Origin of the sequence: Chroococcus sp. FPU101 (assembly GCF_017312365.1) — a bacterium.
Lineage (GTDB): Bacteria > Cyanobacteriota > Cyanobacteriia > Cyanobacteriales > Microcystaceae > Chroococcus.
Genome location: NZ_BLJI01000009.1, coordinates 88,471 through 105,808, shown reverse-complemented (window position 1 = coordinate 105,808; position 17,338 = coordinate 88,471). Strand labels below are relative to the sequence as shown.

General features: G+C 38.2%; 15 protein-coding genes. 7 read left to right on the top strand and 8 right to left on the bottom strand.

Features of this window, described 5'->3' with window-relative positions; translation table 11 throughout:
- Positions 1-26: 26 nt before the first annotated feature.
- Positions 27-491 (bottom strand): hypothetical protein, encoded by a 465-nt coding sequence (locus CFPU101_RS10765; protein WP_206815350.1) that lies wholly within the window; start codon positions 489-491, stop codon positions 27-29.
- Positions 492-601: 110 nt separating this feature from the next.
- Complete coding sequence (locus CFPU101_RS10760) at positions 602-2,242, bottom strand: S8 family serine peptidase (protein WP_206815349.1); 1,641 nt, start codon at positions 2,240-2,242, stop codon at positions 602-604.
- Between the two features lie 181 nt (positions 2,243-2,423).
- Between CFPU101_RS10760 and CFPU101_RS10755 the strand changes: the two genes are divergently transcribed.
- Entirely contained in the window at positions 2,424-2,723 is a 300-nt protein-coding gene (locus tag CFPU101_RS10755) for a hypothetical protein (RefSeq protein ID WP_206815348.1), read from the top strand.
- 3 nt (positions 2,724-2,726) lie between these two features.
- Here the strand turns inward: CFPU101_RS10755 and CFPU101_RS10750 are convergent, their stop codons facing one another.
- The 4 genes from CFPU101_RS10750 to CFPU101_RS10735 form a co-directional block, all read right to left on the bottom strand.
- A complete protein-coding gene (locus CFPU101_RS10750; RefSeq protein WP_206815347.1) occupies positions 2,727-5,396 on the bottom strand; it encodes a CHAT domain-containing protein in 2,670 nt (889 codons plus the stop codon).
- Entirely contained in the window at positions 5,393-7,585 is a 2,193-nt protein-coding gene (locus CFPU101_RS10745) for a filamentous hemagglutinin N-terminal domain-containing protein (protein ID WP_206815346.1), read from the bottom strand. Before CFPU101_RS10745 ends, CFPU101_RS10750 begins: the two co-directional genes overlap by 4 nt.
- A gap of 13 nt (positions 7,586-7,598) precedes the next feature.
- On the bottom strand, positions 7,599-8,108 hold the full coding sequence (locus CFPU101_RS10740) for a hypothetical protein (protein ID WP_206815345.1): 510 nt from the start codon (positions 8,106-8,108) through the stop codon (positions 7,599-7,601).
- 183 nt (positions 8,109-8,291) lie between these two features.
- Positions 8,292-10,280, bottom strand: a complete 1,989-nt coding sequence (locus CFPU101_RS10735) for a phage holin family protein (RefSeq protein WP_206815344.1) — start codon at positions 10,278-10,280, stop codon at positions 8,292-8,294.
- Positions 10,281-10,428: 148 nt separating this feature from the next.
- Between CFPU101_RS10735 and CFPU101_RS10730 the strand changes: the two genes are divergently transcribed.
- Positions 10,429-11,028 carry a Uma2 family endonuclease gene (locus CFPU101_RS10730; protein WP_206815343.1) on the top strand — a complete coding sequence of 200 codons (600 nt, stop codon included), beginning with the start codon at positions 10,429-10,431 and terminating at the stop codon, positions 11,026-11,028.
- On the opposite strand, the gene ruvA is transcribed toward CFPU101_RS10730, so the two are convergent.
- Positions 11,025-11,654 (bottom strand): Holliday junction branch migration protein RuvA, encoded by a 630-nt coding sequence (gene ruvA, locus CFPU101_RS10725; RefSeq protein ID WP_206815342.1) that lies wholly within the window; start codon positions 11,652-11,654, stop codon positions 11,025-11,027. The two genes, CFPU101_RS10730 and ruvA, sit on opposite strands and share 4 nt — an antisense overlap.
- Before the next feature lie 88 nt (positions 11,655-11,742).
- Here ruvA and trpA point away from each other — a divergent pair, with 88 nt between their 5' ends.
- Complete coding sequence (gene trpA / locus CFPU101_RS10720; protein ID WP_206815341.1) at positions 11,743-12,537, top strand: tryptophan synthase subunit alpha; 795 nt, start codon at positions 11,743-11,745, stop codon at positions 12,535-12,537.
- Positions 12,538-12,542: 5 nt separating this feature from the next.
- Entirely contained in the window at positions 12,543-12,953 is a 411-nt protein-coding gene (locus CFPU101_RS10715; RefSeq protein WP_206815340.1) for a DoxX family protein, read from the top strand.
- A 10-nt stretch (positions 12,954-12,963) separates the two neighbouring features.
- Here CFPU101_RS10715 and CFPU101_RS10710 read toward each other — a convergent pair whose 3' ends face one another.
- Entirely contained in the window at positions 12,964-13,428 is a 465-nt protein-coding gene (locus CFPU101_RS10710; RefSeq protein WP_206815339.1) for a hypothetical protein, read from the bottom strand.
- 167 nt (positions 13,429-13,595) lie between these two features.
- On the opposite strand from CFPU101_RS10710, the gene CFPU101_RS10705 reads away from it, so the two are divergent.
- From CFPU101_RS10705 to CFPU101_RS10695, 3 genes are all read left to right on the top strand, one after another.
- Positions 13,596-15,515, top strand: a complete 1,920-nt coding sequence (locus tag CFPU101_RS10705) for a S9 family peptidase (protein ID WP_206815338.1) — start codon at positions 13,596-13,598, stop codon at positions 15,513-15,515.
- A gap of 1 nt (position 15,516) precedes the next feature.
- A complete protein-coding gene (locus tag CFPU101_RS10700; protein ID WP_206815337.1) occupies positions 15,517-16,008 on the top strand; it encodes an adenylyltransferase/cytidyltransferase family protein in 492 nt (163 codons plus the stop codon).
- 160 nt (positions 16,009-16,168) lie between these two features.
- Positions 16,169-17,278, top strand: a complete 1,110-nt coding sequence (locus CFPU101_RS10695; RefSeq protein ID WP_206815336.1) for a hypothetical protein — start codon at positions 16,169-16,171, stop codon at positions 17,276-17,278.
- Positions 17,279-17,338: the final 60 nt, after the last annotated feature.

Sequence of the window (17,338 nt, the reverse complement as noted above, 5' to 3'; positions counted from 1 at the left end):
GAATCACCGAGGGAATGACAATAATGTTAAGGCGAAGGACATTTTACGCATCTTTTCAAAAGCCCTGAACTACGAAACTCCCCTGTTGTTCCAGCAGGATATCCATCAGGCGGACATTCTCCGCAGATTCCGCCGCCATCAGTATCTGCTCCTAACGATTTTTCTGCTGCTTGTGCTTCTTCACGTAATTTGGTCACTAATCTCGTAGCTCCTGCTTTTTCTTCTAGATTGGCTAAACGAGTCTTCGCGACGATGAATACTTCAACATCTCTGTCTTCTAAAACCTGCTCAATAGCTTTTTTATAAGAACGCTTTGCTTCATTATCATCACCACTTTCATCAGCTTGAATTCCTTTTTCTAACAATTCGAGTGCTGTACTAGGTGTTGTGCCTTGAGCCAAAACCACTATCGGATAACTCAAGATGAGCGTTAGAGCTAATACAACTACTAAAATAAGTGAGCCAGCAATTTTGATCAGAAATTTTTTCATGAATTTTATCTCTTAGTAAGATTTGTTGGTTTATCCTAAAAAAATAGGATTTTAAGCAATACTAAACGTTTTCGTTGAGCATTGCCAGTTTTTTAGCAAAATTTAATTAACTAAAGCACAAAACGAACTAATCCAGCACCGACTCGATCTGACGATTGATCCTCTAGTTTAAGAATATTTTTTAGGATCATTTGTTTGATTTCGTCTACCTTTAATGAAGGATGTTGACAGCGATATAATGCTGCAATACCAGCGACATAGGGAGCCGCCATACTGGTACCGCTATAACTTTTGTAAACGGATTTCCCCAACTGATTACGTTCAACACTAGAAGATATATCAACACCATAGCCCACTAAATCGGGTTTAGTAACTCCTTCTCCTTTAATCACACCACTACTAGAAAATGAGGCAACCTTACCCTCAAAATCGACCGCCCCAACACCCAAAATTTCTTTAAAAGCCCCAGGATAAGTACAATTTCCTTCTTCTTTGTTACCGATTGCAACAATCGGTAAAATATTGGCTTTGCTAAGAAGATTCTGCAATCCATTTCTTATCTTTTCAAGAAGATCTTCAAAATCCTGATCCGTCCGAATTTCATCAGTCGCTTTATCCAATGAAAAACAAATAGACATATTTAAAATCGCGGGTTTGTTTTTGTTTTCGTCTTTGCTAAATTCAGTCAACAGCCACTCTAAACCATTAATGACTCTTGCAAAGCTTGTGGAAGTTGTTTCGCTTTCAATGACCGAAGCAACATATAATTCAACATCGGGGGCAATGCCGATCGTTTGACCTGCAATAATGCCACAAACATGAGTCCCATGACCTTCAGGATCGAAACCTCTAATATCTCTAGTGGTTCGTCTAGCGGGGTTAGGATTGATGGAAATATACCGAAAATTAATCAATCGATCACAGAATTCTTGATGATCGGCATCAATACCACTATCTAAAACACCGACTAAAATGCCTTTTCCTTTAATTCCCTTTTCGTGTGCAAGGGCTACTCCACTATTTTCAGGTGGCCAGATTTGAGTCGTTGTCTTAGCTTCTGAAGCAATACGCTCAGGTAGCGATAAAGAAAAATTGGGAATAAATCTATAATCTTTTTCTAGTTGCTTTTTAGCTTCCTCTTTTACTTGATCATTAGGAAATAGAGCGATTATCATTCCTAATGCTTCATATTCTTGAAAGATACCTTGCTGTTGAGAGTTTAACTCGGCTTGGATTTTTTCTTTGATCTGTTGTAAGCTATCGATCTTGGTCAAATCAATCTCATCTAAAAAGTTTTTGAGCATTTTTAGACCTTGATCCTTAATTTGATTATTGAAATCTTGAAACTTTTGTAAAAGCTCTAAGCCTTTGTCTTTAATTTCTTCGTTCCAACTCAAGAAATGTTGAAAAAGCGTTAAACCTTGGTTTTGTATTTCTTGATTCTGTGCGAGAAGTTGTTGTACAGCTTCTAAGTTATTCTCTTGAATCCCTTTATTCAAAAAAATTAAGAGATTCAAGTAACTTTGGAAATCTTCATAATATTTCAAGCCAAGGTCTTGAAGAACTTTTGTGCAATTAGCTTTGATCTCTTCAAATTGAGGATAAAGTTGGATGGGATTTTGATTAGGTAGGTTTTGAGAGCGTTTAACGACTGCTAGAGAACAAGTGTATTGTGATTGAGCGTCTTCTAATTTAATTTTGGGTGTCAATATATAAACACGGGAAAAATCTTGATCTTGCGAAAGGCTCATAAATAAATTTTACTCAAGCATTAATTTCTACTTAAAAATAATCTTGTTTTTCAATAAATTGTTTATTATTAAATGAATTGTTAAAAAATCTTATAGTTTCTTAGCAAAGTAAGCTGATGCAGTGTTGCAGCTTGTAAATTGTTAAGCTTAATACTATATGACATTTTAATTATTGCCCAAAATGATCAAAATTTCTATTAAAACTATTGTGTTGATCGGATTTAGTGTGATCTTGGTGAGTCCAAGCTACGGAGTTTCCTTAATTTCTCCCAATCAAGGGCAAAATCAAGAACAACAAAACCGAGACATTCACGATTGTTATGCAGTAGCTAGACAACAAACGGGGTTAGACCCAAGGCTCCCTTCTAAAGATGATAGCAATCCTACCCCAGCCTCACGACAGAGAAGACAACAAGAAATACAAGCTTATAATCAGGTTTTAGCGAACTGCTTAAAAGAACGAGGTTATAGCGTTGAATAAGAGTTATAACCAATTGCCGACCAGAACAAAAGGGGCCCAATAATAAGGATGTTGATACTGAGACGATCGCAATAAAGTCAATTGTGCTTGGCGTAGTGCTTCCGCTTTTGTCATCTGGGGTTGATTAAGAACGAAATAGAAACGAGTAATTAAACTAGCAGTCGATTGATCTTGCACCGACCAAAGGGTTGCTACGGTACTACGTGCGCCAGATCGTACAGCAAATCCTGCAATTCCTAAAGCCGAGCGTTGATCCCCTGCGGCTGTCTGACAGGCACTTAACACTAATAGTTCAATCGGATCTTGTTCACGTTCAGTAAGTAATTGATTAATGTCTTTGACGTTGACGCGCTGATCCCAAGTTAATAAAAAAGTCTGATCAGCTTGAGAAGAAAACTGACCATGAGTGGCTAAATGCACTACAGGGAAAGTCGTCGAGGCGATTTCAGATTTAATGCGATCGCTTGTAAACTCTCCATCCAAAAATACGGCAGTCGGAACAATTCGGGCAATGTCTTGTACTTCTTTTTTAACCCCAGGCAAAGGCGAAAACCCTTGACGGGCTTCGGCTAAGCCACCCACGAGTGTTCTTAAATCTTTGCGGTTAAATGAACGTGGATTAATCAATTGTAACCCAGGGGCTAGAACAACATTATACTGCTCAATGAGATACTGTTGACCATCGTGCAGGGCGGCCATCGGTATGTTACGCAACAGTCCATCTAGCACAAAGACTAAAGTTTTGATTCCGCTTTGTTCTAGTTCTGAGCGAATAGGACGGATTAACCAATCATAAAACTGTTGATGCGATCGTAATGGTTCTGGACTTGAAATAAATGGGTTCAAGTTGGCCAATAAGTCATTATAGGTATTTTCTATGTCATCAGTTTCTTTAAATGTCGTGGTGTAATAGTGCAACGGTTGATTAGCAACAGATACAATCACCGCAAGACGATTCGGTAAGATAATCGGATAGATAATCGCTGCATTTGGATCGAGTTGTTCAATTGATTGCGGTTTTGCATCTAAACACGCTTCTTGAAAAAAGTTATTCAGTTCAGCAATTTGTAAAGCTTCAATGACATTACGAGCAAAATTAAGATTTTCCTGACTGGGGGTTTGATCTTGCAGAAGCAAACTAACTAACTCTCGATAAACGGGTTCTACACTATCTCTAAAGGTAAACTGAATATCTCGATTTGTTGCCACTAAATCTGAACGTAGCGATTGCAGGTTTTCAAAGGCTAGGGTATATGATTTAATTGCTTTCTGAGTCTCGCCTTGAATTTGATACAAATGTCCTAGTTGCCATTGCCAAAGATAAGTCAGATGGGGACTATTCATCGCAGAAAGTAACTGCAAAGCTTGTATAGTTAACTGTTGAGCTTGGGTTAGATTTCCTTGTTGTTGTGCGATTTCTCCTAAATAACCCAGTGCATTTGCTTCTCCTCGCTGATTTTCGAGCAATTGTGCTTGTTGATAGGCATATCTGACAATTTGTTCGATCTCTAACCACGATGTCGTATTGGTAGAAACGGGTTGAATCGATGGACATTGTTGCAATATAGGCGATTTCGGTTGTGAGAGAGAATCTTTAGATTGAAGACAGATCAGATTTTGTGCAAGTTTAAGATGAGCCGTAATCGATGTTTGACTCGGTGGTAAAGTGGTCAGATTTGCTCTAATATCTGAAATTAAGATCGGTACTTCAGACGGTTGAATGAGGGCCGACAAACTCAGTAAATTAAGTTGAGCCTGAAGTTGAGTTGTTGGGAAAGATGCGGCTTGACGGTAGCAAACTGCTGCTTTTGATAAAAAATGGTCTGAACTCTTTTCTAAGCACTCTACAGGCTCATTTAATGATATTTCTTGCTCTTTTTTACGTTCACCCATAGCCCTTGCTGTGTTGCCCAAACTCAGATAAATAGCCGTCAGATTTTGCGTATCTCCAATTTGTCGGGCTAATTGTCCACTGATGACTAAGACTTCTTGAGATTGTTCAGTTTGCCCAAGGACTCGCAGAACATTACCCAGACTCCGTAACCCTAAAATTTCGATGGGTGTAGCCTTTGTAAATTGTTGCAGTTGTTGTTCTGAGATAGTACAGCTTTGATGTTCTATTTCTAGAGTGGTCAACAAGGTGTCACAGGCTCTCGGATATAGCCCCAAATCTTGCATCGCTTGGGCTTGATTAATTTGATTTCGAGTAAGATGATTGCGTGCGCCTATTTCTCGATAAACATTTGCTGCTTTAATCCAAGTTTCGAGGGCTAGTGTAGGTTGTCCGATCGCAAGTTGCAATTGTCCTTGAATGTCTAAAGTTGATGCAAGAATTTGCTGTTTTTCAGAAGTATTTTTCAGAGATTCTAGAAGATTTAGACTTAAATTAAGATTTGACGTGGCTTGATTCCATTTTCCTAGTTGTTGCTCACTCAAAGCGAGATTACTTAATGCCATCGCTTGATTAAGAGCATCACCTTGACTCGCAAAATCATCAGCCGCTTTCTGCCAAATCTGAGCCGCTTCTTGATATTGTTGGGATTGATAAAGTTTTTTGCCTTGTTCGACTAATGGAAACGACAGCGTAATTTTCACAGATAGAAAAAATAATAAAATAGCCAAACTCAAAGATGACCATCGAAAAAGCCGTTTTAATCGTCTCAGTATTTTCATAGAGCAGGGCAGCTAACCGATTTTTCTTTGTCTCGTTGTGGCTCGGTTACTATAGGATTATAAGCGGTCAGCACCACTTCACCTTTATTATTAAAAATCCATCCCTGAACCGGTTTAATCGGTTGAGGTAGTGTAAGAGTTTGTTCTGACTTTTTAGGGCGATTTTGTGGAGAAACGGGTTCAACTAAATCGACTTGAACAGCATCCCGATTAAAGTCATCATTAATATTAGGCGGTAAACCCCCGCGTCCAGCTATAGTAAATCCGTTAGCTTTGTCTTTTTTACAGGGATTTTGAACAACTAGAGCCGTTGGATCGATTACGGTTTCGGGAAATGATACTAGACCGCGACTGGGATCAATTTCTGGCGTATTGAGTTCGATAATACCGTTAAATTCTGGCCCAAGAGCCGATGTAGCAGTGATGTCACTATTAAGAATCTGAAAAATTCCTTGAGTGTTGATGATGACTTGTCCACCTGTGGCGTTTACTGAATTCGCTGTAATATCGCTATTCTCAAAGGCAGCTAAAACCCCTGTATTAATAATGATATTACCTCCGCTCTCGTTCCCTGTTGAATTTGTGGTAATTTTGCTGTTATTGCGTATAATCGTTTCATCTTGAATATTAAGTGTGATATTGCCTTCCCCTGCTTGTGTTTCTGCATTCAATGAGCCAAAGTTAGACAAACCAATTGAGGACGCATTGATGTTTATGTTACCTGCTTGACCTGTACCTTGACTGTTAACAAAAATACTCCCTCCATCATGAATGTTAACTTTTTCAGCATTCACCACAATACGACCACCGTTTCCCTGAGCAAAAGTCGCAGCACTAATTTGTCCTTGCTCCTTAATCGTTAACTGTCGGGTATTAATTTGCAAAATTCCAGCATCTCCAGCACCTTGAGCTAAAGTTGAAATTTCACTCTTGTTGCTGACATTTACGGACTCAGACGCATTGATAGTCACATTACCTACTTTTCCCGTTGTCTCAGGAATAGATTGTGATGTAATAAAAGCCAGATCCCGCAAGATAACTTGTTTTGTGTTGATCTCTAGATTTCCGCCATTTCCTTCATTGATAATCGATGTTGATAAAATGGCAGGAAGACCTAATAATAAATTTCCTACAATCTCAACTGATTCTGAAGCATTTACAGTCAAGGTTCCGCCAGGCTTGTTCTGTGCATTCGCCGCCGCAAAAATTCTGGAACCATCAGCTAAAATAATATGGCGACCCTGTAGCTGGATATCTCCACCTTCCTGTACTCTATTACTTCCATTAGCATTAATTTGAGAGTAAATCTGGAAAACTGGCTCTAATTGGAATACATCCTGCTGTAAACGGATATCGCCAAAATTTTGTACACCATCATAGCTTAACATCCAACCTTTAGCGATCGGTTTAATGCTCACTTGACCTGATTCTGCTACACTACCAACTTCAACTCTACCTCCATCAGCATTTAGAAATCCCCCTTTGAGTATGACATCACCGCCAATGAGGGCTAGGGTTTTCAAAGGCTGTACTCGAAGACCTCCAATGTCTATAAAGCCTTTTTCTGTGTCATACAACGTCTGAGATTGATTGACGATCGCACTAGGTGTATTCCTAAACTGTAAACCCACTGGAATACTAACCGTAAGTAAAGGAGAAGTTTCAGTGTTGACCGCACTAAACTGTGTTCCATCGGAGAAAATGAGATCGCTAGCAGTAGTGGCGATAAATGATCCTTTGAGGTCTAAAGCTGCATTAGGGCCAAAAATAATCCCACTCGGATTAAGCAAAAATAAATCGGCATTTCCTAACACGCCTAATGTACCCAAAATGCTCGACTGATGACCACCTGTCACTCGGCTAAAAATACGTTGAATTTGGGAAGGGTTATTAAAATAAACTCTATTTCCTTCACCAACGTTAAATTCTGTAAAACTGTGAAATAAGTTTTCGCCTCGACTTGCCCCCCCTTCGATCACATCACTGCTAAGACCATTTATGTCAACATTGGGTTTAATAACTGAGCTTTCTACACCCAAAGTCTGATCGCTTTGAATTTGATTTGATTGAGCCTCAGCACTGTCAAGAAACAGTAAATTTGCCGCCAAAATTAAGCTAACTAACCCTAAATGACGCGAAATGCAAGAAGCCCAATCAAATAGATACTGTGTAGAGATTTGAGCAAACATTATTTTATCGTGTTTAATTATTTGATACCCCATTTTTGAGGTGCAGACAAGGCGCATGAGGTGGCCCACCTGGAACACAACCCATAGTCAAAGCCATAATTTCTTGATCAGTTGCAGATTGATATTTGATCTCAACTTCAAGGGTATCGACTATTTCGGGTGGGATCTGATTGTGAATAAAAAAATCAGACATAAGATCTGCTAATTCGTTAAGACATTGCTGACTGGGAAAAGCTGCGATCGTGTCTTGTGGAATCGAATGTTTATCTAAAAATTCATTCATCTGTTCTGTTATTTCAGTCAGACATTTCTCATTTACACTGGGTGTCTTTTGAGATGACGAATTTGATTTGTCTACAACATTTATTTCAATTTGAAGATTTTCAGCAATTACAGGTGATATTCTTCGATATTTTTCTGCAGATGGAATTTCATCTTGATGTGGCGCAAAAAATAGAGCGATCTTCTCTGCAAGTCCTTTCAAGCATTCTTGACTTAAGGGTAACGTTTCTGGGGTAGTCATAAATAAAGTCCTTTTTCTACAACATCAAATGTTTAATTTTTTTTTAGAGCCTTGGAAACATTTAATTTAGCGATGATTCTAAAATCCTAACATCAAAAAAAATCTGATTTTAATAAAATTTATTAATTTTTTTGAAAAAAGTCAATAAATTCATGTATTTTTAAGCAGTTTCTTTGCTCAAGACTAACTCACCGAAGCCAGTAATAAACTAAAAACGATCCAATTGAGCAATGTTCTAAGACCCATAATAACGATCGCACCTGCCGCGACAACGGGATAACCAGAACTCCACTCAACCTTAAAATCCTTGACGATAGCAGAAGTTAAACCTAAAGCTAGGGTTTCTAAGGCAATTTTAGCGATAAAGAAAATCGGAAGAAAAGATAAAAGTGTTTCAATGATGCCTAAAAAGAAAGATGCTTTAAAAATCGTGTCTAAGCTATTAGCACGAATTCCTAAACCTAAGAGAATAGCGACAAACATACCAATAGCTGTAAATAATGTTCCTGTTCCCAAAACACTTAGCGTACTAAATAAACCTGATGCTTTTTGAATAGCGACGGGTTGAGATGTTGCTTCATAGCTTTCTTTTGGCCATTGTGTCGGAATTACTTCAATTGCTAAAGTATCAACGTTTACGTTTTGTTTTGTTTCTTGATAACGAAAAACGCAAGCTGTTCTAATGGCTTCTGAACCCCCTTTAAAGTTGTTTTGCTGAACATCAACAAAATAAACCCCAGGTAAAATAATTTTGCCTGCTGTTGAGATCGGTTTGGGCATCATTTTTGCCACTTCTTTAAACGTCATGCCCGCTTTAATAGTTCCATAAAACGCACAAGTACGATCCGCCGACTCTGAAAGACCATAAGGAATGGTATAGACATCGGCTGTCACGCCTTCATATTCGGCTGCGGCTTTGGTTCGTTCTGAAGGTTCTCCAGAATGGCTTTTAGTGGCTAATTCAATGGCAGGTGCGCCCACTATTTGTACGGCAAGTTCGCATTCATCCGATGCAGGGGAATTTGTACACAAAGGAGACGTTTCTAAGGCTGCACTCATCGTCCGAAAATTGATCATGATGGCGAATACTGTAACAATAATCCATGCGATCGCTAAATGGAGTGATGAAAATTGCCAAGTGGGTATTTTTTTACGTTTAGAAACTGTTTTAGAACGAGAATTTGAGTCAGTTGTTTGATTAGGTGATTTTTCGGCAGGTAGTGGCGGTTTAGCTTTAGATGGGGTTAATAAAGAGGGTTCTGTCTTTTCTCTGGGTTGGTTTGGCGTTTTTTCGGTTGTTGCAGGGGTTTGTTCTGCAATAATTGCTAAAACGGCTTGCACTTGTTCCATTGTTGCGTTTGGATTAAGACAATAACGACTAAACCAGATCGAAGCTTTTCGCTTTTTCTCTGCGTCTAGTGCCAAAATTTCTTTAACCCATTGTTGTATACTTTCGGGATGATTTTGTGTATTCGATGTTTGACCTGTGTTAAAAATCTCTTCTAAGAATGAAACAACGATCTGTTTATTGGGTAAAACGTGAAAAAAGTCAACCATTTTGGCTATATTGGTGGGAGGATGCGGTAATGTTGCCGTTAAGAGCGATCGGTTACGGGTAAAGCAGTATTTTGATAATTCAAAGGGTTTAGCGGTAGGTTCTTCGACGACTTCTGTAGCTAAAGTTTTTTCTAATTCTGGCGATGATTCATTTAAGATTGTTTCTGGGGTTTCTTCTACAGCTATTTCGGGTGAGGACTCATTTAAGTTTGTTTCTTGAATTTTTTCTATAACTATTTCGGGTAATCGCTCGTTTTCTGGGGATAATGATTTTTGTTCTAATTCAATATAATTATTTTCTGGTGCTGTGATGCTCTCTTGGATGACTTCATCTGTATCTGTCGTGAGTGTAGGTAATTCTAAATAAGTTTCCCAGTCAGGTTCAACAATACCTAAAATGCGACTATGAAGAGAAATGCCTTGTATATCTGAAAGAGGTAGTTTTGCGATCGTCTTAAAAATCTTGTCTGTTAGTTGCGGATAATCAACAGGATAGTCGGTTTCACGATTGATATAAATATACAAATAAGGAACTTGTAAAAAAACTTGAAAATAAATTCCCATTTCCTGACATTGTTGTTCTACCGTCTGAAGGATTTCTTCTTCTGTCATCATAAGTCACGTTTAGCACAGATTAACTCTTCAGAATTAGTATTCCCTATCAAACAGATAAATTAACAACAAGTCCATCAAACGTTGGCCACAACGACATTAACTAGAATTACAATAGTAAAATCAATACAAACGTTCGGATTTTAAAAAGATGGTGGCTGATCCTAAAATCACCTATATGACTCCCGAAGAATATTTAGACTGGGAGGAACAACAACCCCTTAAATATGGCTACATTGATGGGGAAATTTACGACATGGTAGGTGGAACACTTCCTCATAATGAAATAGCCTTAAACTTAGCATCATTATTAAAAAACTATTTTCGCGGAAAAGGATGCAGAGTTTTTATGTCAGATGCAAAGGTAAGCATATCTGAAAAAGGCCCGTTTCATTATCCTGATGTTATGGTCACTTGCGATCCGAGAGATCAAAAAGCCCGTAAAGTAGTTAATTATCCTTGTTTCATTATCGAAGTTCTTTCCCCAAGTACAGAAGCATTTGATCGAGGTGATAAGTTTAAACACTATCGTCAAAGTAGTACCTTAAAAGAATATGTTTTGATTAATGCCAATAAAATGAGTTTGGACTGCTATCGACTTAATCATAATCATAAATGGGAATTAACGTCATATAATCTTGATGAAACCAATCTTACTCCAGAAGAAATAGAAATCAAATTTACCAGTATTGATTATTCTTGTTCTCTATCTAGCATCTATGAAGATGTATTATTAGGAGATGAAAGCTAACTTAACCATGCGATCGCACTTTTAATCCATTCCTCTACATGAGTATTTTTTAGCAATAATTGATCCTGACTCAGTGCGGATAAAGCTTGATTAATTTCCTCTTGAGTATAACCCAAAGCGAGTAAAGTCATCTCCACATCATCGATAATCTCACGAGAAGGAATAGCCGTCGATAAAGTTGTAGAAACGCCGCTACTTTTGCGCCCTCCAGAAAGTTTAGTTTTTAATTCCAAAGCAATTCGTTCGGCTGTTTTTGCCCCGACTCCTGGGGTTTTAGAAAGAGTTTTAATATTTCCAGTCACAATTGCTTGCACTAATTCTTCAATCCCCAGTGTATCAACTAAAGCAATAGCTAATTGGGTTCCTATTCCTGATACAGCGATTAATTGACGAAAGAGATCGCGTTCTGCTGCACTGGCAAAACCGTATAAGATGGCTTGATCTTCTCGAATTTGAAAATGAGTAAAAATAGATTCAATTTCGCTTTTATTTTCAGAAAATTGTCTAGCTAGACGCGACGGAATTTGAATTTCATAACCCATCTGATTAACTTCTAAAATTAAAATCAGCCGATTATTCGCATTCTTGACAACATCAATCACCTGACCTTTGAGATAGCTAATCATATAAAATGCACCACACTGATATAATAGAAAGTTAGCAAAAAGCTAAAAAAACAAAACTTCACTTTTAAAACCTAGTCTTGACTCAATAATGACTTCTATTTCTGCTTGTTTTCAATCGTTGCGCCATCAAAATAAATGTGCTTTTATTCCTTTTCTGACTGCTGGAGATCCTGACTTAGAAACAACCGCCAAAGCATTAAAAGTTCTTAATGTTGGGGGTGCAGATTTAATCGAGTTAGGTGTTCCATATTCTGATCCTCTCGCAGATGGGCCCGTAATTCAAGCGGCAGCAACTCGCGCTTTACAAAAAGGAGTCAAGCTAGAGGATGTTTTAGAAATCGTCAGAACGACTAGCTCAGAAATAACAGCCCCGATCGTTCTCTTTAATTACTATAATCCGATCTTTTACCGAGGTGTTGAGTCTTTTTTGGATCTAATTGCCGCCGCAGGGGTTAAAGGTTTGGTTGTTCCTGATTTGCCCTTAGAAGAGGCTCACACCCTACTAAATGCTGCTATTGAACGGGGGATTGAGGTAATTTTATTGATCGCTCCGACAAGCTCTAAAGAACGAATCAAAGTGATCGCACAACAGTCTCAAGGTTTTATCTACCTCGTTAGTGTGACGGGTGTGACGGGAATGCGTACTCAAGTAGCTACCCGTGTTGAAGAATTAATCTCTTTAATCCGTAGTGTCACTGATAAACCGATTGGGGTCGGTTTTGGCATTTCTTCACCCGAACAAGCCTTACAAGTCAAGCAATGGGGGGCAAATGGCGTAATTGTTGGTAGTGCCATCGTCAAAAAACTCGCCGAAGGAACACCCGAAGAGGGATTACAATCAGTAAGGGAATTCTGTCATAGTATTCAACAAGCGATCGTCTAATTATTATGGAAAAGTTTATTCCTTTACTTGCTCGAATTTTACTCTCAACTATTTTTATCAAATCTGGAATTGATAAAGTTTTAGATCCCATGTCAACACAGCAATATATGGCAGCTAAAGGGTTACCTTTTCCAGGTCTGCTTTTAGTTGCTACTATTTTGGTTTTAATTGTCGGTGGACTATCAATTTTATTAGGTTATCAAGCTCGTTGGGGCGCACTGCTTTTGATTGGTTTTTTAATTCCTGCTACCCTCATTTTTCATACTAACTTCCCTGACGAAGAAATTTCATTTTTTAAGAATTTAGGACTAATGGGAGGATTGTTTATGATTGTCGCTTATGGTTCAGGAGCTTATAGTTTAGATCGACAAAATCCTTCATCTACTGCCACTAAACACCGCAATTTAAGCCGCTAATTGCAGTAATTTATTGAGAGTTTAAGGTCTGACCATTAGAGTTAGAAACTTGATATTCTGTATCCGTTTCAGTTGGCCATTTCTCTTGTATTTTTCTCGCCAATTCTTGTCCTGCATTATTAGAACGAGTCTGTAACTGTTCGGCAAATAAATCAGCTACTGCTTCAATTTCTTCAACACTGGTTAAAGAACGAGACACGACTTGATTTTGACAAATCACATAGACAGCCGCTTTCGGCATTTCTTTAAAAAGAAATCCACAAATCACGCCATCAGCTAAGGTAAAATAAGTGTAATCTCCATCCAATTCGCCAGCATTAGGAATTTTATCAATCTCTTGTGCTGCATCAATTGCTCTTTTTATTTGAAGGTTAACAACAGTTTTTTCTTGTGCAAAACTAGGAAAAATAAGACCGATGGCTAAAGCACTAGAAATGAATGATGTACCAATCATTCTTTTAAAAGGAAAATTCATCTTAATTAGGGAACACTACAGTTTAAACTCTATGATAATTACGAATTGACTTAAAAAACCAGATGATTTTTAAAAACTTAACATTTTTTTAATCTATAATTTTTGATGTTTTGACAACAATTAACTTATAAAATAAGATTAAGTAATTTTTAACACATTTTCTAACTATGCAAGGTCATTACGGTTCTTGGAAATCTCCGATTACTTCCGACTTGATTGTAGCAGAAACAATCAGCTTAAGTGAGGCATCTATTGACAGAAATGATGTTTACTGGTTAGAAGGAAGACCATCCGAAGGGGGAAGAAACGTATTAGTAAAGCACTCATCAGATGGAGAAATAAGAGAAATTACACCCCAACCTTATAACATTCGGACTCGGGTTCATGAATATGGCGGGGGATCTTACCTTGTTAGTGACGGAATTATCTATTTTGTTAATTACGCTGATCAACAAATTTATCGACAACAAGTTGATACGAATACGCCACAACCTTTAACAACAATAACTAAATTGCGTTATGCTGATTTAATTCTAGATAAAAATCGCGATCGCCTAATTTGTGTATGTGAAGATCATACTGATTCTGAACAAGAACCCGAAAATTATTTAGCTAGTATTGATCTTCAAAATGGAACCATCAAAAAGTTAGCTTTTGGAGCCGATTTTTATACCTCACCTCGTTTAAGCCCAGATGGAAATCAATTAGCTTGGATTGAGTGGAACCATCCTCATATGCCTTGGGATGAAAGTCAATTATGGCGGGCTAATTTTGATAAGAGAGGCAATTTAGAAAACCGTCAATGTCTAATTGCAAATATAGAAGAATCGATTTGTGAACCTAGATGGTCGCCCGATGGTTATCTCTATTTTAGTAGCGATCATACACTTTGGTGGAATCTCTATCGCTATCAAAATGAGCCAGTATCTATTTATCAAACTGAAGCAGAATTCGCCTATCCTCATTGGATTTTTGGCATCTCTACTTATGGTTTTATTAATCCCGATAAAATAGCTTGTATTTATACTCAAAATGGTCGCTGGTATCTCGCTCTGATTGACCTAAAAACTCAACAACTTCAACCGATTAATTTACCCTACACTAATATATTTTGTCTAAAAGTTCAAGAAGAAAAGCTGGTTTTTATCGGCAGTTCTCCCACTCAAACAGCAGCCATTATTCAATATGATTTTAAAACTCAAGAAACCACTATTCTTAAAAACGCTAGTGAACTGACGATTGATCTAAAATATATTTCTTGTCCAGAAGCGATCGCATTTCCCACAGACAACGGACTAACCGCCTATGCTTGGTATTATCCGCCAAAAAACTCAGACTATCAACTAGGGCTAGACGAAAAACCCCCCTTACTCGTCAAAAGTCATGGAGGGCCAACCGCCGCCGCCTCAGTTGGGTTAAACTTAAGAATCCAATATTGGACAAGTCGTGGCTTTGGTTATCTAGATGTGAACTATGGCGGTAGTACAGGATATGGACGCTCATACCGTCAACGTTTAGATCACAATTGGGGAATCGTCGATGTTCAAGATTGTATCAACGGTGCCAAATATTTAGTCAAACAAGGGAAAGTAGACGAAAACCGTTTAGCCATTTCTGGAGGAAGTGCAGGAGGTTATACGACTTTAGCTGCTTTAACCTTTCATGACACCTTTAAAGCAGGAGCCAGTTACTATGGGGTCAGTGATTTAGAAATTTTATGTAAAGATACTCATAAGTTTGAATCTCGTTATCTAGATCGGTTAATCGGTCTTTACCCTGCACAAAAAGAGATATATGTCAAGCGGTCGCCTATCCATTTTATTGATCGCTTATCTTGTCCCGTAATTTTTTTCCAAGGTTTAGAAGATAAAGTCGTTCCCCCTAACCAAGCCGAAATAATGGTAAAAGCCTTGAGAAAGAAAGGTTTACCCGTTGCGTATGTTCCGTTTGTCGGGGAACAGCATGGATTTCGTCGCGCTGAAACAATTAAAAAAGCCCTTGATGGGGAATACTATTTTTATTCTCGTATTTTTGGTTTTTCAATGGCCGATACAATAGATCCCATTGAAATTACCAATCTAACTTAACATGACTGCTGTTTATACCCTGTATGAATTAGAACTCGCGATTGCTACTTATCCTGAACAGTGGCGACCCCTAGTCTTAACAAACGGTTGCTTTGACCTACTCCATGTGGGTCATGTGCGCTATTTAAATGCGGCAAAAACCTATGGTAAAACCTTAGTAGTCGGTTTAAATAGTGATCACTCAGTGGGTCAAATTAAACCCCATAAAGCAGGGAGTCCACCTCGTCCGATTATTCCTGAAACTCAACGAGCAGAAGTCATTGCCGCACTAAAAGCAGTTGATGGTGTGGTCATTTTCAATGAAACAACGGCTAATCATTTAATTAAAACCCTCAAACCCGATATTTACGTCAAAGGGGGTGATTATACCCTATCCACTTTACCCGAAGCTCCAACCGTTCAAGCTTATGGCGGACAAATTGAGTTAGTTAAAATAGAAATTTCCACATCAACATCGGGAATTATTGAATATATATCAAGAAATAAACTATAGTATGCTAAAGGCATCAAGCTGAGATAGAACATCAGAGCGTCTGTTACCTCGATAACATTCGTTTAAGTGCCTATCTAGAACTAAAATAACCCATTAACCCTCTTTTAGCGTTCCCATGTGCTAGGGCATATCAAAGAAGCTAAGTTTTGGAGTAGAAAGGATGAAAACCTTACCTTCTGTTGTCAAAAACCTAATAAAGCTAAATATGGCTACAGCGATCATAGCGGTCTTGATTGTGCCACTAATGCGATCGCAACAAACCCAGCTAACCAGTAATCAACCAGATGTAGCAGAGCCAACAGATTCTTATTATACGGCTGTTAAAGGGAAAACCAGCGCAGAACAAGCCCAATTAAAAACGAGCTATCAAAAAATTGCCCAGCACCAACAGGAAATCAAAAAACTAGAAGGAGAAATAGAAACCTACAAAAACCAAGTTAAAAGTCTGGAGTTAGACAAAAACAATCAGCCCACCCTTTCCACTCAAAATACTAATTATCCCTTAATTATTAAAAAAAATTTACCGTCTCTTAATAGTCAGGCTGGCTCATTACTAAATCAAATCATTAAAAGTGGTCAAACTCATTCCTCTGAACACAATTTCAGAGTTTTAGGCTCTTCTATTCAAATAAACAATTCTCAAAATTCCTTACGCGAGAAACTAAGTACCCAAAACAAAAACCCTCAAATTCAATCTAGGTTACCTGCATCGGGCCCTGGATCAGTGTCTTTTACTCCCTCTACTAATCTTTCTTATCCTCACTCTACGATTCAAGCCTCTAAACCTAAACCCTCTAGTGCTGAAATTAAACTCGACTCGAGAGCTTTGTTTTCCACACAGCCACCGCAAAAGCCATTAGATAGCTTTATCACTCCGAACCAAACGGATTATAAAAGCAATGAACTTAAAAATAGAACAGCCCTCAAAGCCCAGCAACTTTCTAAACAAGTTTATCGAGATTACTTATATAGTAGGGGCGTCAACCCGTCACCTCAGCAATCCGATGTACATCTAAGCCACGCTAATGATATTGTTGCAGGTCTCATGGTCGCTGATGAAAAAGGTCAGATTAATTACGGAACAAAAACGTATAAAAAAGTTCAAACCGCAATTAGGGCTTTGCGTAGCGGAAAAGATCTTAATGATGCCGCCCGCCTAGCGAACCTAACCCCCTCAGTTTTAAATCAATTAATTAAGTGGGGAGAAAATCGCCCTGGCAGTCTTTCTGAATTATCTGAAATTAGTCAAGCCAGTCCAAATGTAGAGTAATATTTTTTTCTTCTTAGTTTTTCCTTATAAGCCTCAAAAAATTGGCTAAGATGGATAAGA